The organism is Paenibacillus sp. FSL K6-2859, assembly GCF_038008265.1.
GTDB lineage: Bacteria > Bacillota > Bacilli > Paenibacillales > Paenibacillaceae > Paenibacillus_AQ > Paenibacillus_AQ nitricinens.
Genome location: NZ_JBBOYU010000001.1, coordinates 3,109,398 through 3,129,616, shown reverse-complemented (window position 1 = coordinate 3,129,616; position 20,219 = coordinate 3,109,398). Strand labels below are relative to the sequence as shown.

23 protein-coding genes are annotated in these 20,219 nt (G+C 40.9%); 3 read left to right on the top strand and 20 right to left on the bottom strand.

The window, feature by feature from the left end:
- Positions 1-23: 23 nt before the first annotated feature.
- A complete protein-coding gene (locus MHB64_RS13865) occupies positions 24-1,349 on the bottom strand; it encodes an FtsW/RodA/SpoVE family cell cycle protein (RefSeq protein WP_341134631.1) in 1,326 nt (441 codons plus the stop codon).
- Positions 1,346-1,678, bottom strand: a complete 333-nt coding sequence (locus MHB64_RS13860) for a PadR family transcriptional regulator (protein WP_179281746.1) — start codon at positions 1,676-1,678, stop codon at positions 1,346-1,348. The genes MHB64_RS13865 and MHB64_RS13860 overlap by 4 nt, the downstream gene beginning before the upstream one ends.
- A 230-nt stretch (positions 1,679-1,908) precedes the next feature.
- Between MHB64_RS13860 and MHB64_RS13855 the strand changes: the two genes are divergently transcribed.
- Positions 1,909-2,442: a PadR family transcriptional regulator gene (locus tag MHB64_RS13855; RefSeq protein WP_094874165.1), complete on the top strand. Its 534-nt coding sequence runs from the start codon at positions 1,909-1,911 to the stop codon at positions 2,440-2,442.
- A gap of 58 nt (positions 2,443-2,500) precedes the next feature.
- Positions 2,501-3,319 carry an SDR family oxidoreductase gene (locus MHB64_RS13850; protein WP_094874164.1) on the top strand — a complete coding sequence of 273 codons (819 nt, stop codon included), beginning with the start codon at positions 2,501-2,503 and terminating at the stop codon, positions 3,317-3,319.
- Positions 3,320-3,481: 162 nt separating this feature from the next.
- On the opposite strand, the gene MHB64_RS13845 is transcribed toward MHB64_RS13850, so the two are convergent.
- Entirely contained in the window at positions 3,482-4,936 is a 1,455-nt protein-coding gene (locus MHB64_RS13845) for a DHA2 family efflux MFS transporter permease subunit (protein ID WP_094874181.1), read from the bottom strand.
- A gap of 50 nt (positions 4,937-4,986) precedes the next feature.
- The gene (locus MHB64_RS13840; RefSeq protein WP_094878284.1) at positions 4,987-5,556 is read right to left on the bottom strand and encodes a TetR/AcrR family transcriptional regulator; all 570 of its coding nucleotides are present in this window, start codon (positions 5,554-5,556) and stop codon (positions 4,987-4,989) included.
- Positions 5,557-5,718: 162 nt separating this feature from the next.
- Here MHB64_RS13840 and MHB64_RS13835 point away from each other — a divergent pair, with 162 nt between their 5' ends.
- A complete protein-coding gene (locus MHB64_RS13835) occupies positions 5,719-6,153 on the top strand; it encodes a DUF4395 domain-containing protein (protein WP_094874162.1) in 435 nt (144 codons plus the stop codon).
- Between the two features lie 5 nt (positions 6,154-6,158).
- Here MHB64_RS13835 and MHB64_RS13830 read toward each other — a convergent pair whose 3' ends face one another.
- From MHB64_RS13830 to MHB64_RS13755, 16 genes are all read right to left on the bottom strand, one after another.
- The gene (locus MHB64_RS13830; protein ID WP_341134630.1) at positions 6,159-6,692 is read right to left on the bottom strand and encodes a hypothetical protein; all 534 of its coding nucleotides are present in this window, start codon (positions 6,690-6,692) and stop codon (positions 6,159-6,161) included.
- A gap of 103 nt (positions 6,693-6,795) precedes the next feature.
- Positions 6,796-7,671, bottom strand: coding sequence for a serine/threonine protein kinase (locus MHB64_RS13825; protein WP_341134629.1), 876 nt, complete (start codon positions 7,669-7,671; stop codon positions 6,796-6,798).
- Between the two features lie 22 nt (positions 7,672-7,693).
- Positions 7,694-8,206, bottom strand: coding sequence for a GNAT family N-acetyltransferase (locus MHB64_RS13820; protein WP_341134628.1), 513 nt, complete (start codon positions 8,204-8,206; stop codon positions 7,694-7,696).
- Positions 8,203-8,472, bottom strand: coding sequence for a PQ-loop domain-containing transporter (locus tag MHB64_RS13815; RefSeq protein WP_094874158.1), 270 nt, complete (start codon positions 8,470-8,472; stop codon positions 8,203-8,205). The genes MHB64_RS13820 and MHB64_RS13815 overlap by 4 nt, the downstream gene beginning before the upstream one ends.
- A gap of 94 nt (positions 8,473-8,566) precedes the next feature.
- Positions 8,567-9,541, bottom strand: coding sequence for an ROK family protein (locus tag MHB64_RS13810; protein WP_341134627.1), 975 nt, complete (start codon positions 9,539-9,541; stop codon positions 8,567-8,569).
- A 91-nt stretch (positions 9,542-9,632) separates the two neighbouring features.
- On the bottom strand, positions 9,633-11,141 hold the full coding sequence (gene pdxR, locus MHB64_RS13805; RefSeq protein ID WP_094878277.1) for a MocR-like pyridoxine biosynthesis transcription factor PdxR: 1,509 nt from the start codon (positions 11,139-11,141) through the stop codon (positions 9,633-9,635).
- 33 nt (positions 11,142-11,174) lie between these two features.
- Positions 11,175-11,486 (bottom strand): AzlD domain-containing protein, encoded by a 312-nt coding sequence (locus MHB64_RS13800; RefSeq protein WP_094874155.1) that lies wholly within the window; start codon positions 11,484-11,486, stop codon positions 11,175-11,177.
- On the bottom strand, positions 11,483-12,226 hold the full coding sequence (locus MHB64_RS13795; protein ID WP_094874154.1) for an AzlC family ABC transporter permease: 744 nt from the start codon (positions 12,224-12,226) through the stop codon (positions 11,483-11,485). The genes MHB64_RS13800 and MHB64_RS13795 overlap by 4 nt, the downstream gene beginning before the upstream one ends.
- 1,107 nt (positions 12,227-13,333) lie before the next feature.
- Entirely contained in the window at positions 13,334-14,437 is a 1,104-nt protein-coding gene (locus MHB64_RS13790; RefSeq protein WP_341134626.1) for a PRK06851 family protein, read from the bottom strand.
- A 95-nt stretch (positions 14,438-14,532) separates the two neighbouring features.
- Positions 14,533-14,988: an NUDIX hydrolase gene (locus tag MHB64_RS13785; protein WP_094874099.1), complete on the bottom strand. Its 456-nt coding sequence runs from the start codon at positions 14,986-14,988 to the stop codon at positions 14,533-14,535.
- A 144-nt stretch (positions 14,989-15,132) separates the two neighbouring features.
- Positions 15,133-15,909: a (S)-benzoin forming benzil reductase gene (locus tag MHB64_RS13780; protein WP_341134625.1), complete on the bottom strand. Its 777-nt coding sequence runs from the start codon at positions 15,907-15,909 to the stop codon at positions 15,133-15,135.
- 153 nt (positions 15,910-16,062) lie between these two features.
- Entirely contained in the window at positions 16,063-16,683 is a 621-nt protein-coding gene (locus tag MHB64_RS13775; protein ID WP_341134624.1) for a thermonuclease family protein, read from the bottom strand.
- A 170-nt stretch (positions 16,684-16,853) separates the two neighbouring features.
- Positions 16,854-18,032, bottom strand: coding sequence for an MFS transporter (locus MHB64_RS13770; RefSeq protein WP_094874101.1), 1,179 nt, complete (start codon positions 18,030-18,032; stop codon positions 16,854-16,856).
- Between the two features lie 83 nt (positions 18,033-18,115).
- On the bottom strand, positions 18,116-18,427 hold the full coding sequence (locus tag MHB64_RS13765) for an ArsR/SmtB family transcription factor (protein WP_094874126.1): 312 nt from the start codon (positions 18,425-18,427) through the stop codon (positions 18,116-18,118).
- A 49-nt stretch (positions 18,428-18,476) separates the two neighbouring features.
- On the bottom strand, positions 18,477-19,430 hold the full coding sequence (gene mraY / locus MHB64_RS13760) for a phospho-N-acetylmuramoyl-pentapeptide-transferase (RefSeq protein ID WP_341134623.1): 954 nt from the start codon (positions 19,428-19,430) through the stop codon (positions 18,477-18,479).
- Positions 19,431-19,754: 324 nt separating this feature from the next.
- On the bottom strand, positions 19,755-20,210 hold the full coding sequence (locus MHB64_RS13755) for a hypothetical protein (protein ID WP_341134622.1): 456 nt from the start codon (positions 20,208-20,210) through the stop codon (positions 19,755-19,757).
- Between the last annotated feature and the right edge of the window lie 9 nt (positions 20,211-20,219).

The window sequence follows — 20,219 nt, the reverse complement described above, 5'->3', positions numbered from 1 at the left end:
GGACATACGGGAAGATCCTGAATCTAACCTAGTACTGTATTCTCTTGGACGCCTCCAATATCCTTCCTGCGATAAATGCCCATCAAAAGTCCAATGGCAGCATATTCAAACCACACATGACTCCCATAGCTGAGGAACGGAAATGGAATTGATGTCAGCATCATTCCCCCGCTCAAAACAGCAAGACCGTAGGCAAATCTTATCGCAAGAAAAAATGCTAAGCCAACAACAAGTGCTTGTCCGTAAAGTTCACGAATCGCTCGTATCGTTGAAAGCAGCTTAATCAAAAGCCAGGTTATAACAGCTGCCAGAAGCAATCCACCCGCCCAACCAAAGCAATGGATCAGATAGACTGGCAACATATCAGAGTAGACATACGGCAGCTTTTGTTCTACTGATCCGAACCCGTGACCCCACCACCCTGCTGAACTTAAAACTTCACGCATGACTTGATAAATATACCCATAACCTTCCGGATCTAAAGATGGGTTTATAGCATTTATGAATCTAGCCAGCAAGTAGTCACTTTTAATAATAAAAATCAGTCCAATTATCAAAAAGAACCCTAACAACACGACACTCTTTAACCAATCGCGAATAATCCATAAATACAATACGATTGAATAGGCAAGATACATCACTAACTCTGGAAGAGCATTTAAAGAGAGGAGAAACAAAGCGGGTAGTAACAGAATACCTACTTCGAACAACCCACTTCGCAAAGTTTTCTTGTTAGCTGCTTCCCTACGATTTACTAGAATCCCTGTTAGAGCGACAATCAGCATAAAAGGACGATAGGATGTCATATCAGGTAAAATCAAGAAAATCCTAGGACCATAGTTCATGCCATTAACTTGAGTCCCCCATAATATGCTCACTAAAATACCTATTAAGGAAGTACCATATAACACCCAAGAAAGTCCCTTTAATCTTCTGAAATCAATGAAGTACAATCCAAACATTAGAACAATTCCAATAAGTATATTAATCGACTGCCGTCTAAGCGCATTATCTAAAAAAGAACCTTTAACAATATCACTATAGCCAGCATCCACAGAACCCATTCCGATCAAACTAATCGCGGACAACAAAGCTATAACGCCAAACAATCCCCAAGGAACTCGTGGTTTATGTATTTGATGAAGTTCCCTCCCTAACGTTTGCGGATTTCCCATTTGTGCAATTGCCCAAGCTATTGCTTCATCTCTAGGCATGCCAGTCGCTTCTTTTTCACAGATTAATTCTTCCAGATGATTAGCTAATTCTAGACGTATCTCGGGGTGAGTTTTTTTCGCTTTAATCTCTGCACATACTTTATCCAAAAATTGCTGCTGCCTCTCTTTCATCATATACCACCCTCTCCCAGAACAGAGTCAACTGCCCCTTTAAACAAAACCCATTCCGCCCTTTTCTCCTTGAGCTTCTCTTTACCTTCATCCAGAATTCTATAATACTTACGCTTCCTTCCGTCTACCTCCATCCAATAAGCTTCCACCCAACGTTCGCTTTCCATCGCATGCAGAATCGGATACAAGGTTCCTTCTTTCAAAGCAAAAACACCCTCTGATCTCAGCTCCAGCTCTTTGATCAGCTCATAACCATATAATGGCTTCTCCAGTAAAAGAGTCAGAATCAACGTGCCTGTACTGCCCTTCAGCATTTCTTTACTTACTTTCAACGGTCTACACCTCCTGATCTCTAAACTCCATTGACTACATCTGATTATCACGAATATTATTTACCCCGTTATACCTAGGACAACTATACATCGTAAATCTATGTATGTAAAGTAGTAGCATAGAATGACAGTGATATATATTCGTTAAATATATATTGACTCAATATATATTGATCTGATATATTGTGATGGCGATATACAATTTTTTCTAACTACTAGGAGGTTTTGTTTTGAACAGTCAGGACGTTATTTTAGGCATGCTTATGAAAGAATCGAAGACTGGTTATGAAATAAAACAGTTATTGGAGGATGTCTTCTCTAATTTCTATAGTTCTAGTTATGGAACGATTTATCCCACACTTGCTCGAATGGAAAAGGAGGGTTTGATCACTAAGGAAAATGTGCAGCAGGAAGGTAAGCCTAACAAGAATCTTTTAAACATCACGGATAAAGGAAGAGATAGTTTTAATGCCTATTTACAAGCCCCACTAGAGGCAGATAGTATCAAGAAATCTGATTTTATGATGAGGCTATATTTTGGTGAGTTTGTTGGGTATGACAAGGTGATTATTTGGTTGAAGCAAGCCCAAGAAGAATCACAAAATAAGTTAGACCAATTACTTGAGCAGCATTCGCTCCATAAAGATGAAATGCATCCAGCACAGATTATCTGTATCCAAATAGGCATAGAAGAATATAAAGCAAAACTCAGAATCATCGCCGATGGTTTGTTAAACATGGAGCAGTTAGTGCTTACGAAGTAAGTTTTGTACGTACCAAGTGAAGATGTAACTCTCAGAAAACTTTTAGGAGGAATTGTTAATGAAAACAATTTTTATAACGGGTGCTTCGTCTGGCATTGGGAGAACTACAGCAAAACATTTTGCTGAAAGAGGATGGAACGTTGTAGCAACGATGCGTTCACCTGAACAAGAAAGTGAACTTATTACACTTGATAATGTATTGGTTTTACAGCTTGATGTTGAGAAGGCAGAGACGATTCAACCTGCGTTAGCGGAAGCAATTAAGCATTTCGGTAAAATTGACGTCCTCCTCAATAATGCGGGTTATGGAACAATGGGACTTATTGAGGTAGCGACAGATGAGCAGATCAGAAGACAGTTTGAAGTGAACGTATTTGGACTTATCAGTATGACTAAAGCCATCTTACCCCACTTTAGATCTAATCAAAATGGTTTGCTGATCAATATTTCTTCTATGGGAGGGAAAGTAACCTTTCCTACGATGTCTCTGTATCATTCAACGAAATTCGCCGTAGAAGGTTTTTCTGAATCCGTATCTTATGAATTAGCATCACAAAACATCAAAGTAAAGTTAATTGAACCCGGTGCTATTCAGACGGACTTTGGTGGAAGATCGATGGAGTTCTTTTTTAATGAGGCATTAACAGATTATAAGCCCTTTACGACTGCATTTTTAGGTAAGCTGGGTGAGATGGAAAAACAACCTGACTATGCTTCACCTCCAGAAATCGTTGCGGAAACCATATATCAGGCCGCCACAGATGGGACAAGTCAATTCCGGTACATCGTTGGAGAAGATGCAAAAATGCTCATTCATATGAAAGAAACTACAGATGAAGAAGAGTATCTGACTAATATTGCCCAGCATTTTTCTTAAAAAGAAGTTAGGTGGAGGCCGCTTCTCTGTATGCTACCAGGGAGAGGCCCTTCTTTCTTGTTGTAGGCAAAAAAAGTCCCCTCCGATCGACAGTGATGAGTCCATAAGTTCATGAACTTTCACCACTATCTAGCGTAAGGGGATAACGGTTTACCTTATTTATTAATGCATTGAAGTATTCATTTTATGATTCACAACTACTCTTTTAATGAAGAAAGCAAGAATTAGTCCTACAATCGCCATACTCATTCCGAAAATAAAAGCATTTTGCACGCCTTGCGTGAACGCAGGCAACATATTCGCTGGATCGGCAGGATCGGCCACAGTTTTCAAATAATTCTTAGAACCTGCGGACATAATGCTGACCGCTAATGCGGTACCGATCGCACCAGCAACCTGCTGCAGCGTATTCATAATCGCTGTTCCATCTGGATATAATTCTAGCGGCAGCTGGTTAATTCCGTTGGTTTGTGCAGGCATAAATACCATCGACACACCAATCATAAGGGTACTGTGAAGTACAATTACGAATACGACCGTAGAAGCTACAGTAATACTGGAGAAGAACCACAAGGCAGCCGCTGCAATAGTTAGACCCGGAATAACGAGCCATTTCGGACCGTACTTATCGAACATACGACCCATGATCGGGGACATCAATCCGTTAATAATCCCCCCTGGAAGTAGCAGCAAGCCTGCCTTGAACGCTGTATATCCTTGACCCTGTTGAAGATACATCGGCAGAATCAACATGGATGATAGGATAACCATCATACAAATAAATACCATAGCCACACCAATGGAGAACATCGGATATTTAAATGCTCGCAGATTAATCATAGGCTGCTTCATCTTCATTTGACGCAAACCGAATAGTAAGAGTGATACCACACCTACTACGATAGCTATGATCACTTTCGGACTTCCCCAACCAGCTTCTTCACCGGCGCTACTGAAACCAAACACGATTCCACCAAATCCGATTGAAGATAACACTATGGAGAGAATGTCAATCTTCGGCTTCGTAACCTTCGTTACATTTTGCATGAAGAGGATCCCGAATATCAATGCGATCACCAGGAATGGCAGTGACAGCCAGAAAATCCAGTGCCAGCTAAGGCTTTCAATTAGAAGACCAGCAATAGTAGGACCGATCGCTGGCGCTACCATGATAACCAACCCAATCATCCCCATTGCAGCCCCACGTTTTTCAGGAGCAATGATGATAAGGATGGTATTAAACATTAGTGGTAATAGGAGCGCAGTACCCATTGCTTGTACCACACGAGCTGTTAATAGGAACTCAAAATTAGGTGATACTGCAGCTAGAAACGTTCCAAGTATTGAAAAACATAATGCAGCAACAAACAACTGTCTAGTCGAGAACCACTGAAGCAGCATTCCCGAAATTGGGACTAGAATCCCCAGTGTAAGCAGATAAGCTGTCGTCAACCATTGTGCTGTTGCTGGAGTAATTTGAAGGACATTCATAAGATCACTTAAAGCTACATTTAGTGCGGTTTCACTGAACATTCCGATAAATCCTGCAAGTAGTAATGAGACTAAAATCGGAATGGTTTTAAACTTCTTTACTTCATTTTGTTGCTTTCCTTGCATAGTTGCTTCCACTCTTAATCCTCCTGATATTCTTATCTATTTTTCTATATCTAACCAAGTATTGCAGGGATAATCTTTGCCGCCGCGAGAAGCGGTTGTTCATCCCTTAAAGTCAGCGTCTGAAGAAGTGCTCCTTCAAATAATGAGACTATTACTGAAGCCTTATCGGCTGCAGTGTTGCTCTCCACACCTTCTTCCAGAAGGCGTTTCTTGATCACATCCTGCAAGTCCATAAACACAGATTTACATGCAGTCCGCAGCTCCTCACTAATACAAGAGGTCTCCGCCGCTAACCAAAAACTGAACGGAACAATCCCCTCGAATGAGGATTCTACTGCATCTTTAGCCATTCCTAGAATGAAATCCTCCATCGCTTCAGCAGCATTATTGCCACTCACCAAATGATGCTTAATCTTCTGAGCAACTATTTCACCAATTCGGTTAATGCATGTTAAAACTAGCTCTTCTTTGCCGTGGGGGAAGTAATAATAAAGAGACCCCTTCGGTGAATCGCTGTCTTTAATAATCTGATTTAGGCCTGTTGCATGATATCCCTGAGAAAAAAATAATTTCGAAGCGGTGTGGAGAATCGCCTCACGCGTATTCGGCTTGTTCGACAAGCTGACACTTCCTTTGTATTATAACAATTGGTCTATATAATAGAACCATATTTTAAAGAGATATGTCAACATATAAATTACTTAAATTCAAAGTAATTTACTTCCCATTCCCTCAACCTCAGCGTATACTATAATTATTCCAATGAGAAAGGTGTGAATAAAATGCAAGACGTGCCCAAAGGAATTCCACGGCCATTAGTAAAGACTAATCAGGCGTTTATCGTCATTTCTGTAATATTGACATGGCTAACAGGCCAGCACTGGATACTAGCGCTGCCCTTGTTTGCCGGATTGCTCGGACTGTTGTTCGGTTATAATCCTATTATTAAGCTAGCTGCCAAGTTTCTGACAAAAGAACGTTCGCACTATGTACTCGAAGACTGGTCACAACAACAGTTTAACCAAACCATTGCTGTATTCTGCCTAACAAGTGGTCTAATCAGCTTTATCGCGGGCTGGACGATTGCCGCCTATATTTTCACTGCGCTTGTTGCAGTGGCAGCCACTGTAGCCATTCTTGGTTTTTGCATCGGATGTTTTATCCATTATCAGTGGAGAATGTACAATTATAGACGTAAACAGAGCAGCACACATTAAACTTTTTAATGTTTCTCTTCTCCAACAACATCCCAGCGATGGCGAAATTTTAGAAGCCTAGGATGTAGTGATGAAGGGGCGGCTGGCAGCAATAACCGAATCTTTACAATCCACTCTTCAAAAGAGGAATACGAGGCAAACTGATTCGCCACCTCAGGCGTAAGATACAGAAAAATCGGCGAAGGGTAGATATCCATAAGATGTCGAAGCGCAGAATCAAGGGGAGTATATTTCTTTCGCTTCCCCTCCAAACTCTCTATCGTGATGAAGCTATGTCCTTGATCCCTCTTCCATTCATGCAGCCGGTCCTCACGCTTATAATAAGCGCTCACCGGCTCTTTGGTCATCCGTCTCACCGTTTCTTCATGAAGCGGATATAGCACTAGCTTAGTGAAACGCCGATCGGTGGCCGTTTTTGCCGCGATTACAAGCTCCTGATCTGTTATATGTTCAAAAGAATCGTAAAATACTAATGTCCCTTTACGTTGTTCAACCGGTGGCTCATAGCCGTAGGGAACATGTTGAATGTCTCTCCTCAATGAAACCCCTCCTGCTTGTTCAATTTATAAATCATATCATGTGACAATAGCAGGGCTATCATTCTTATCTTGCAGTTGAAGCAGTTCTCACTTCCCACCCGCCTCAAACATTCCCTGCTCTATCCCAAGCTAATTTAAATTCCGCTACACTCTGATACCGCTGCTCACGCTCCAGGCTAACCGCCCGTAAAGCAATATCGTAGTGCGCTTGGCTCGCTTCCCATTTTGCAAACGACCGGTCGGAGGCTCCTCCTAATAGAACAAATGCTGTTGCGCCCATATTGAATACATTGGTAACTTCATCAATCGGTGCATCCAAGATAAACTCTTCCGGTGACTTGAATCTGGATGAACCCCAGAAGTTCTCTCCCAGATCATTTACAGTTGGCTTAGGTCTATAAAAATCAATATCACAAATCCTTGTTTCATCGTTCGCGAAATTATAAAGAATACTTCCATCGTAAAAATCGACAGCGACATAACCCTGCAACTCAACATGTTCATGAAACGCAAAAATTACGTCTAAGGACACTAAACGTTTTTCAACAGATAATTGCTTATAGCGGTAAAAAGGCGATTCCGGATGATTCAACTTAGCTTCTCCCGAAAACAGCCAATGCGAATGTAAACATTCACCTTCAAACCATTCAAACACCGCTGCATATCCCGCTCCAACTTCAAAGTGTGACACCAGATTGATCAGCGATTTAGATTCAAGTTCATTATACAACGGAACAGCTTTAATCAAATTATCAACAGCATCTGAGGGGTTCCCATCATAAGTCAAAGGCTTCGCTCCAGCAAATTTCACAAAAACCTTCTGACCCTCCTTCTCCACCCCAAAAGAAAGATTTCCCGAGTCCTGCTGATCGAACACTTTGAACACCCTGCCAAGTTTAGATAACCAAGCAAAATCACAAGGCTCTTGCAATTGAAAAGTTACTGCATCGATTTCGTATGTAAAATATTTTCCGCTCAAATGTACCTCCGCATTTACTAACCTAAGTTAGCTCTATTTTCATAAAAATTCCGGCGATGATTGTTTCATGAGGACCTGTTCTTTTGACAATTTCATACGGCTTAAATCCTAACCTGGAGTATAATAACATCCCTTTAGTATTCACATTATGACAAACCAGATGTAACTCTTGAAGCTGTAAGTCCTCTTTAGCAGCAGCAAGCATGGTACGAATCAAATACTCCGCGGCTCCCTTACCTCTATAATCTGGTGAAACAATAAGATTTCCTAGCCAATATAAATCTTGTTCTTCTTGATAATATAAATTGGCGTATCCAATGACTTGGCCTCGTTCATTTAAGATCACAGTTTGCTTTTCCCTGTCTTGTGCAGCCTGCTCTAATTGGTCAGAAGTAAGCGGATATTCCAGCTTAGGCGACATAAAGAACACTTCCATTGAATCTTTAGGAAAAGCACATATTGTGGCATAGTCCGCAGATGCGGCTTTTCGATAACTGTACGTCATTCCGTTTCCTACCTTCTTAACTTCAATCATGATCTTGCTCGATATTTAAGCACTAGAATAATAACCAGCAGTACAACACATAAGGACATCGTATTCGTAATCAAAAATGCTAAACCTACCCCAGTAACCGCCAAACTGATCGCATAAGCTTCCATAAGACTAATCCCAAGCAGCATAAGCAAATACGACTTCAAATTTAAATCGGCTACGGATTTGGACTTCAAGATCTGAACAATCTGAGGAATCCATCCTACTGAAAGAATCACTCCACCTATTAATTGCATGATTGCAAACATAAGAGCACCTCCACGGACTTTATTACTGTTGTATTCCGGGCGGCTCCGTCTGGTTCCAATCTATGTCAAAATAAAAATAACAAGCAACGTTCAGTTACTCTGCTTCATGAAGCTTACTATACAAATAAGAGGCGGCACCAATCGTTCCGGCCCGACTCCCAAGCTCTGCTTGAACAATTTTACACTTACTGCCAGATAGCTTCAACGCATGCTGATTTACAGTTTCTCTAACAGGTTGGAGCAATTTATCGCCCGCTGCTGCCATCCCCCCACCTACAATAATAAGATCAGGGTTAAGCATATTCACTACATTTGCTAATCCAAAGCCAAGTATAGTTCCAGTCTCCTGCATGACCTCCATAGAGAGAGCGTCTCCGAGTTCGTAGGCTTCAGATATCATTAGCGCGGTAATTTGCTCTTCTTGATCATTAGTCCAGGTCTGAATCATGCTGGCTCGGCCTTCCTTCAGCTTCTCTTTAAAAGAGTTCACCATGCCAACCGCAGACACATACCGACCCAAGCAGCCAGAGCTCCCACATTTACATGGTCGTCCATTTCTGTACATATTCATATGCCCAATTTCACCAGCGCTATAAGATGTGCCGTAGATTACTTTCCCGTTGTTCACGATACCCGACCCTAAACCCGTTCCCAAAGTAATCAGAACTAGATTGTTGTAACCTTTGCCTGCACCTTGCTGCCATTCTCCATACAGATTTACCCTTACATCGTTATCAATAAAAATAGGAAAATCGTAAAACTGCTTCATCTCGTCAACAACATGTACTTGCTCCCATCCCGGAAAATTCGGCGAAAAAAAAGAAATGCCCGCTACCGGATCAAGTAATCCGGGCACTCCGATTCCCATACCTTCTACTAAATCTAGCGAAATATCCGCTTCAACCGTAATCAAACGTACTGCATCTCTAATCCGTTCCAACACATGTAATGGACCTTTAGCAGCTTCTGTTGGCGTGGATACTTCTTTTACTGAAATAAAATCGTTATCATAAATTCCTGCTTTAATATTCGTTCCACCGAGATCAATTCCTATCATGTAGCGTTTCATAAGAACCTCCAGAATTAGAAATAACTTCACCTTTCATTATGAATTATAGAGGGAACATTCAAGTTAATATGATGAAGTTCCAACATTTCTATTATAAATGACTACAACTAACTGTCGCTTCTGCTTCGGCTAACATCAGTCTGTTCACACCCATCTTAATCTGATTCTCAGTGAGATTAGAATAGCCTACCAGAAACACAGGTCCCTTAGGTTTACTCTCCAGAAAATAAGAAGATGCAGGATATACGCGAACTCCGTAACGGAGCGCCACTTCAGCTATACGCTTCTCTTCGGCATCCGACTCCAGCTCTATCAGTAAATGCAGTCCCGCTTCCTCACCATAATATCGCACACGACTCCCAAATTCAGTATTCAAGCTGTCTACTAGACAGGCTCTACGAGAAGCATACAGCTTTCCCATCTGTGTAACATGCCTTGCATAGTGACCATTCTGAATAAATTCAGCTAACGCTTCCTGATCCAAAGCAGAAGACATGCGATCTGTAATCCATTTAACGGCCAAAAAAGGTTGAAGCAAAGCCGGAGGCAACACAACATAACCTATCCGCAGAGAAGGAAATAATACTTTACTAAAGCTGCCTACATAAATGACTCGACCCTCAACATCAAGACCAGCAAGCGCGGATAATTTCGGACCCTCGTACCTATATTCACTGTCATAATCGTCTTCAATAATAAAAGCATGATTAGCCTTCGCCCAATCCAGCAGCTGAACTCTTCGTTTCAAGGACAGTGTCGTCCCAAAAGGAAACTGGTGAGAAGGCGTAACATAGACTAGCTTTGGCGATTTTTTAAGATTACCTTCTTTATCGTTATCACTGTTTGTTTGGATCTCTTCCACACAGATGCCATCTTGATCTACTTTAACAGGTATGACCTCTACCCCAGCAAAAGAAAATATTTCACGCACAACGCTATGTGATGGATCTTCAACAATGACTTGATCACCTTTAAATAAGAAAATCCTCGATAAAATATCAAGAGCTTGTGTAGCTCCAGAAGTAATCACGATTTGTTCTGGAACAACGGGCATAGACCGCGTGGAACGTAATAAACGAGCAATCTCTCGGCGTAGTCCCAGTGAACCCTCCGCAGGGCCATAGCCTAAAGTATCCGGTGAGGCACGGCGGCAAGCATTCATAAGAGCTTTTTGCCATTGATCCATAGGAAACGCGTCCCAAGCAGGTACACCATGTCGAAAATCGCAAAACACCGGGTTCAAATGATCAACTTCTCTAGTAGAAGGAGGATTAAGCGTAAGGATATCAGGTCCCTTCGTTATAAAATTGTAAGGGCTCTCATAATCTTTTGTAACTTTCTCCTCCAACGTCAACTCCGCAATAAACGTCCCCGCCCCTTTTTTCATCTCCAGATACCCTTCTGCCTGTAGTAGCTCATAGGATTGAAGGACCACGCTTCTGGATACGCCAAGCTGATTGGCCAAAGTTCTAGACGGAGGCAGGGGGTCCCCCCCGCTTAAAGCTCCTGAATGGATAGCATTTCGAACTTGCTCGTAAATTTGACGGCTAAATGGTATCTGTCGTTCTTTATCGAGTGTGATCAGCAAATCATGCTTCATAAGAGGTCCTCCCCTTCTGTTCCGACTTTTGATTTAAAAATATAGGGTTAGCATTTTTACGAGTATTGCTGCGGAAACAGAGCCTAGAATCACGAAGAGCAGCGGAATTTTTCTAATTAATACCAGTATAACAGCGACAGTCCCTGATGCGATACCCACAAGATTAACATCTGGGTCTACCTGAATGATTCCAGGTACCGTTAATGCACTAAGAACCGCTATGGGCAAATACTCCAGCAGCCCTTGGACTTTGGAAGAACCATTCGTATGGTTCGTAAGCAGTAAAGGCACAAAACGAAATAAAAATGTAATAACAGCCATACCTACGATGATTAGTATAGTCATACGGATACCCCCTTCTCCGCTTTGACTTGCCCTTTAATTAAGGAACCTACTGCCATGCCGATCAACATAGCTATAAGAATCGAAGAGTTTCCCAGCAAAGGGTTCAGTAGCCAAGATGACCCCGCAGCTGATATACATATAGCCATATTCCGTAAGCTGCCTTTCAATTGAGGTACAACAAGTGCAATAAGCAAGGCATATAATGACGTGTTTAGCGCCGGTAAATATAAAGCTGGGATATAGGAGGCAAGGGTTATCCCCGAAGCTGTTGCTATCAGGTTAGCAACATAGGGAGGGATTTGTAGACCTAGCAGATAAGGAAGTGCTAAGGGCTGGTTCGTTTTTTCATTCTCCGTTTTACGATTTACTTCTTCTCGAGGGATCATACTGACGGCATATACCTCTTCTGTTAAACTGAAGCCAATCCAAGTTCTCGCTAGTACACTGATGTTACGATTTAACTGCCCTCCAAAGGATAAGCTGATAAACAAATATCTTAAGTTAATGATCAGGGTAAGCAGTAAAATCACTGGAGCGGCTGCTCCTGCGGCAAGCATTTTTACTCCGATAAATTGACTAGCCCCCGCAAATACGAGCGCTGACAATAAGAATACTTCCAGACTTCCTAGACCTAACCCCTTACCGACCAATCCAAACGTAAAGCAAGCTGGGATAAATCCTGCAACAATTGCGATAGAATCTTTTAGCCCTGTTCTAAACATTACTTTCTGATCATTCATAAGTTCTTCTCTCCCTTATCGTTGTTACTAGAGAGAGCATACTTGGATACAGTTTCAGTGGAAATAACCACATTGGTGCGTATGTACCATACCAATTTCTTTTCTCACAAAAAAAGACCTGACGTCGTCCTTGGGGTAGAGTTACAAGCTGAGTACATCCGTAATTCCATACTCGTATCCATATACACCTTCGTAGTGAGGTTCCGCTTCGGACCCTAATTGCTGTATTACGATGAAATGAGCACATATATTAGGGACGGACCGTATTGCACTTTTTCTCTAATAACAAGCCCCTTCCCGGGTGATCTGGGGCGAATAACAGCGCTGGCTCGTTTACGCTACAGGCGGCACATTGTATTCGATTTTTCACATACATTTGGCTCGTTTACGTTACTGGCGGCACATTGTATTCGATTTTTCGCATACATTTGGCTCGTTTACGCTACAGGCGGCACATTGTATTCGATTTTTCGCATAAATTTGGCTTGTTTACGTTACTGGCGGCACATTGTATTCGATTTTTCGCATACATTTGGCTCGTTTACGTTACCGGCGGCACATTGTATTCGATTTTTCGCATACATTTGGCTTGTTTACGTTACCGGCGGCACATTGTATTCGATTTTTCGCATACATTTGGCTCGTTTACGTTACCGGCGGCATTCGATGTTTCACATACATTTGGCTCATTTACGACACCGTCGGCACATTGTATTCGATTTTTCGCATACATTTGGCTCATTTACGACACCGTCGGCACATTGTATTCGATTTTTCGCATACATTTGGCTCGTTTACGTACCGGCGGCACATTGTATTCGGTTTTTCGCATACATTCGGCTCGTTTACGTTACTGGCGGCACATTGTATTCGATTTTTCGCATACATTTGTCCGTAGGCTCGACTAAAACATGCATTTCGGAGGATATAAGTTCCTCGCGGTTTTTAGAATCTGACGGATGACTCCTCGTTTATTCCATGTCTCCTGCTTCTTCACGTTCACCCCTCCTTCCTATTTCTTCGGAGTTATCCACATTTTTTTGTATTGTATAATTTCCTAAACAACAAAAAAAGACCGCCCTCTAGAGAGCGATCTTAAATGTAGGTTTAAACCTCCAGTGGACTTTCAACAATCTCGTTGATTTCCTCTAAAATCTGCGATTTAATCTTGTCTACTTGATCAAAATCCACGGTTGAAGTATAGATTTGCTTTAACGCGACTAGGAATACTTTTGCGTCTGTAAGATGCTGTGTGGATTGTTTCATGGTGGTCGAATATCGCTCTTTAATGCCGGCTATAGCTTCGGAATATTCTTCATCTGTACCGGGCTGTATACAGCGGGAATACATATCGACGATCTCGTCGGTGTCCCGATCTGGATAGTACTCATGCGGAGCTGTGCTATCAAAAATAGCAAACCCAAGCTCACGCACAATAATCATATCAAGGCTATTTGGATCAAAGCCACAGTGGTAAATTTCAACATCGAAACCACGTTTGATGCCTTCAGCCGCTATTTTTTTCAGCAGTGTAGATTTTCCGGAGCCCGCACGTCCTTTAACCAAATATCTTTTTAGTCCTGAGGTTAGATTAGGAACAAAATCCACTGCCCCCTTAGGCGTCGCCGCACCTAAAAAACGATGATCTACTCGGCTAGCTGTTTCAGATCTCTGATCACAGAACAGAAGCAGAATATACTCCTGTGTCAGCTCGTCGGCTGCTTGAAAATCCATTTTCGCGATGTAAATCGCTTCCCATTCGTCATGTATGCGAAGAGCTTCAGCAAAGCCGGCATAAGCCAATTCATGTTCTTGTTTAATGGCTCCAACTAAATTATCGATTTCCAGCTTCTGCTGACACAACTGGAACTGATCAGCGGCCTGCTCCAAATCTACGAATACGATGGACTCTTCAGGCAGTTCAGGGTTTATTACTCGCGGAGCTGTTCCATCCACAATTCCTATATTTAATTTGGGAATAATCACACCGTCAAATGAATCGTTATCTGATGCAGTGTGGATGAACCAAATCTCAAAACCTTGTTGATTCAACCGCTCTCCGATTTCTCTAATCAGTTTGGTCTGCCCCGTACCTGGGCCTCCTTTTAAAACATACAGACGCGTTAAACTTTGCAATGACGACTCGTAGAGGCTGTAAAAGCCGTGAGCCGTATTCCCGCCAGCAAAGAAATTGAGGATTGTTCCGTTCATAATCGCACACCTTTCCGGGCTAATGTCATGGTTCATATTTCATCGTATTATGATTTGCTGGGAAAGGTGACACTTGGCGTAAGATGTTCAGTTATTTACTTGGCGATGTGATCGATAAATCTCATAATGACTGGAACATCAGGAGGTGATAACTCGCTAGGCAATTCTCCATAATTAAAAAAACGGACTTCTTGCACTTCAAATCCATCTTCTTTAAGCGCCCCATCAAATCCTGTACATAGGTAAGCGGCTACAACATTATATACTTCATCACCGTTTGGATATTTGTAATAAAGCTCTTGTCCAGAGAACATGTCAAACAATTCAAGCCCATTAGCATGTACACCTGTCTCCTCAAAAAGCTCCCTTTTAGCAACCTCTTCTAATGTCTCCCCTAACTCCATTGAGCCACCTGGTAATCCCCAGCAACCGTTATCCGTTCTACGTTGTAATAATAATTGTTGATTACTACATAATAAAACACAAGCTCCTGCCATAATAAGCGGTCTAGTACCAACTAGTTTTCTTAGCTCCATAATGTAATTACTCATTAAACAGCCCCCTCTCTCCTTAATGGCTTATATTTCTTTGTTCTTTTCCAGAAATTCATCTTTAGTAAGTACAAATCCGATTATCATGCCAATAATAATTGCTGTAATCTATATCTCGCAAAATACCCTCCGGAAAGTAGTTATTTATTCTGTTGATATACTTAAATGCTGTTGAAGTTTTGAATAATCATAAATATCCACAACTGCACCGTGTTCAAAATTAGGCTTAAACAAAAACTCAATGATTTGTTGTGCTGTTTCCTGTGCTGTTGTGAGCATCCCAGTATCCTTAACCACCTCAAATATCTCTGCTGATGGAAATTTTGATTTATCCTGGCTTCTAGCCTCTTTTTGCAGATTGGTATCAATCATTCCTGGCCAGATTGATACAATTCCAACTGGTGTTTTGGAGTGATTCTGTTCTAGTCCCACACATTGTGAAAAAACATCTAGCCCAGCTTTTGATGCTGAATACAGACTCATGCCAGGATGATGATTCTTAGCAGAAGAGGATGATATATTTAAGATCCTTTTGTCGATTAAATGACCATTCGTATGCTTTATAAACATTGAGGTTAGTATAATGGGAGCTAATAAATTCACATTTATATTTCCCGTTATTTCATCAACCCTAGCTGAATCAATAAATGAGACAGGAGTAATCATTGAAGCGTTATTAATAAGGTAGATTCCCTCCGCTTTTGACACGTCAATAGAATTGAAAATACTCCCCATCAGAGACTCAATCAGATGAATGTGATTCAAATCAAATTCATAGTAGGTTATATTGCTACTTTTACTTACTAAACTCTCATTTCTTTCACGTGAGATACAAAACAGATAGTGATCAGAAGAGACTAGTTGTTCTGCTATTGACTCTCCAATTCCTCTTGAAGTTCCTGTAATAACGAAGTATTTCATATGAGTATTCCTCCTCGAATTGTAACCTGATACTAATACCAACTACTAGAGTATCACATCACTTTGTAAAATACATCCATTCGGTTCATTTTCTCCCTAATATAAAAAAAGCCACCTTATGGTAGCTCTATAAATGCTGATATTACTAAAGGTTTATTTCATTTTAGGAACATGAAACCCTTTATCTTGTGCGTAATTTTCAATACTCCAGATGCCGATTCCCTGCTCTCTTGCTTGATCCTGAATAGCTCTAAATTGATCTACGTATTTCGTATTAGGTGCAAATACATATGCCACACGTGCATAACCCTGCTCTAGCAGAAGCTCATTAAACATTTTGCCATCGATATAGAGATAACAGAGTAGACGACCATATTTATCTCGTTCTGATACATCTAGTTCAATTTGCACATCTTTATTTGTAAGCATCTTTTTGGCATAATCAGAGGCTTCTATCGAAAATGGCTGAGGCTCAGGGATATTCGGATTTACGGATTCTGGAGTATCGACTAGTAGTAAGCGCACCGTTTCTTTTTTACCGTCAATCGTCAGCTTCATGGTGTCACCATCAACTACCCGTGTTACCTTAGCATCTAATAAGCGTCTGTTGTCCTCTTGTGCATTCTTTGCGGTAGCATCAGATTTAGGGTTAGGACTTGTTGTTATAGATGGAACTGGATCTGAAGTAGACTGTTCGGCGATGGTGCAACCGGTAGCTATCCCTAGTATGAGGGTGATGGCTAAACAAATTTTTAATAGATACATTTTACTCATGGATAAACCTCTTTCTTATACATATGTAATAGCTTCATGGGGTCTAATTAAAATAAATCAAAATAGTGAAAAACACAAGTTTGTATTACTTAATATAGAAAACAACGACAGCTATGTACCAGAAAATAAGATACATGGCTGTCGCTGTTTTAATAAATTCATAATGTCCGTTAATCACCCATCTTAGCTTCTGCTACGTTTAATTTCGAAATTTTTATTTTAATAATGATCGTTAAGAACGCAAGCAGTGAGAACACAATCCCAACCCAGATGAGTTGATGTATTCCCGAATGAGAAATAAACCAACCGCCGATGGCAGTCCCTATAGTAATTCCAAGATTAGAAAAAGAGATAAACAAGCTATTACCAAATTCAGGAGCTTCTTTTGCCTCGGTCGTTAACCAGGCTTGACTGACAATGAGTCCGCCGGAATGCACTCCCCCCCAAATGATTATGATTATAATCATCGGAATGAAATAAGATCCTAGATAATAAACGAAGAGGTAAGTTACCGCATATAGCAGAGGAAACATGATGACGGTCTTTGGAATGCTTTTATGTAAAAGGCCCCCAAATAAAAAGTTCCCAAAAATCATGACTATACCAAAGACCATCAACATGATACTAATCCATGATCCATTCATATGTGTTACTTGACCAAGATACTCAGCGAAGTAGCTATATACAGAAAACATAGCTGCAAAGATAAAAATAACCGTTACAATATTTAACCATAATAGGGGTTTGCGTAGTATACCAAGCTGCTTGCCATAAGACATTTTTTCTTTAACGGGCATGGAAGGAAGCCAAGCGAGTATCCCTAAAAAGGCAATTACACTTACAACAGCACCAAACAGGAAAGCAACTTCTAATGATATTTTGTCCGCGAGATAAGAAGTCAAAGGCACACCAAAAGCAAACCCGACTGTGATTCCAGCGAAAACCTTTGTAACTGCTTTGGTGCTCTTTTCTGGAGGGACAAGTTGAGCAGCGGTCACAAGAGCAACTGAAAAAAAGACAGGATGAAAAATAGCAGGGATAATACGAAAAATCAGCATTACTTCAAACATAGTTGTATAAGCGTACACAACATTTGAAACTGCAAAAATAAGTACAGCCGTTAATAGAATAACTTTACGATTAATACCAGAAGCCAGTAATGTTAGAAATGGACCAGAAATAGCAACGACTAAAGCAAATATACTTACAAGCCATCCAGTCTGTGAAGTCGATATATTAAATTTTTGAGTTATTTGCGGAAGAACACCTATAATCCCCATTTCCGTAGTGATAATACCAAATACACCTAAAGCCAGAATAATGATGAGCAACGGGTTAATCTTTTTCATTTTTAAAATAATCCTCCATTTTATATTCACATATACAGATTTGTAGATATGTATTATCAAAAAAAAGGCTTCCCTCCTCTCATTTATAGTTTCTGTTTAATATACTCGGAAAATTCCTGAATTGTCTTCTCGTTCCGACGATAGTACGTCCACTTCCCAATTCGCTCAGATTCCAACAAACCAGCTTTTTGCATAGTCAATAAATAGCTCGAGATAACAGACTGTGCTAGTCCCGCTTTAGCTTGAATATCTCCCACACATATACCAGTTCGAAAACTTAGGCCTTGTTGTAAATAAGGCTTCTCATCAAAGTATTCCTCCGGAGTTTTTAACCACATCATAATTTGACTACGTGTCTCGTTAGACAAAGCTTTAAATATCACTAAAGGTTCCATGCATTTCATTATATCTACTTTTATAGATTTGTAAATATAAAAGAGTTATTTAGTGCATGAGATATTTCCAAATTAACCAGCAAATCAGTACGGAAACCCACGAAATGAAACCAAATATCATCACGATTTTGTTTTCGCTCCATCCGTATTTTAAACTAAAATGGAAATGGATCGGAGCCATCCGGAACAGCCGCAGCTTCGTGCGTTTGTAGTACCAAACTTGCAAAATAACCGACACCTGCTCCGCAAAATAGACGAAAAACAAAATCGGAAGCAAAAGCTCGACCTTCTCAATGACAGCCAAAATAGAAAGGGAGCCACCGATCGCCAGTGATCCTGTATCGCCCATAAACGCTCTTGCCGGATAAATATTGTAAAGGAACAGCCCCAGCAGACAGCCGATCATGACAAGTGAAAATGTCTGCACTTCAGGTTTGTCCGAAATCATAAAAAAGAAAAAATACGTTGGAATGGCTACATTGATCAGTAGCCCATCAAGACCGTCCGTAAAATTGATGGCATTTGCGGAGCCCACCACAAACAGCAAAATGATTCCGACATAAAGGTACAAAGGCAATTGCAAATAGTGCCCTTGAAACAACGCAATATCGCTCGTCAGGCCGAATGAATGGAACAACACATACAAAATGGATCCAGTAAAAATAAATTGTAACACTAGCTTTGAGCGACCGGTGATGCCGGACGGATTTTGCCAAAAAGCCTTTTTGAAATCATCCAGAAATCCGACGGAGCTGAACAACAAAAACTTGACGCATAAGAGTAACATTAGAGGTCCGGGATGAAACTGTAACGAGATCGCTATTCCGATAAGCAGGACCAACCCTGCCATAAGCGGTGTACCACGTTTGGCCTGATGATCCGCTGGTAACTCGGAGCGAATTGGCTGCGTTAGCCTCAGCCTGTGCAGTGTCCAGATCAACAACGGCGTAAGTATCGCCACTAGAAGAAAAGACAGGCCGGAAATAGCCAAAATTCCAAACATATAACAAACTCCCCCATTTTTGAAAAGCATTATTTTAACACTTCCACTCCAAGTACTCTACTCTGGAACCTAACTCACACTCACAAAATTGTTTTGAGAGTGATTAAGATCGCTTGAATTATGTAAAGTTTTATCCCTCTCACTTGTATCTTTATTAAAATGATATATGTAAATAAAATTTTGATAAAGAGAAAGTATTCTATTTTTATTTCCTATTTTCGCTCGTCATTTAAGAAATACTTCCGATCAATAAATAAAGGACTGCCTATTCGGCAGCCCTTCATTTATTTCGCATCCCCCTTTGTTTTCAAAATCGATAATTACCTAAAAGTCTAGCTCTGCTAACTCCTGAAGGTTTTTTTCAATATCACCATCAGGATTTAACGCTTTGATCATCTCTTTTGTAATAGCTGCACCCTCATAAACTTGTGCAACAACCTCTAAGGGGAGTGTAAGTTCAAAATAACCTTCGGCAAATTCCACAAAATCCTCTGCTGTGCGGAAAATAGTTCCTAGCAAAAAGTCCGAACCATCCTCTGCTCCCGTTGGAATCTCTACCTTCCCCTTCTGCCACGTCAAGTCATTATTTTCACGCCAAAAACAAAAAGTAACATCATCCTTAGTTATCGCCTCATCTTCCAGTAAAGACAATAGTGAAGTTGGGGCTTCTTCATAGATTCCTAGCCAAACTTCATGTTCGTCGCGCGCATATGGACTTACTTCTGACTCATGATCAAATCCTTTAATTATCGTTCCTTGAGGTGCAATAATAATAAACAAATGATCACC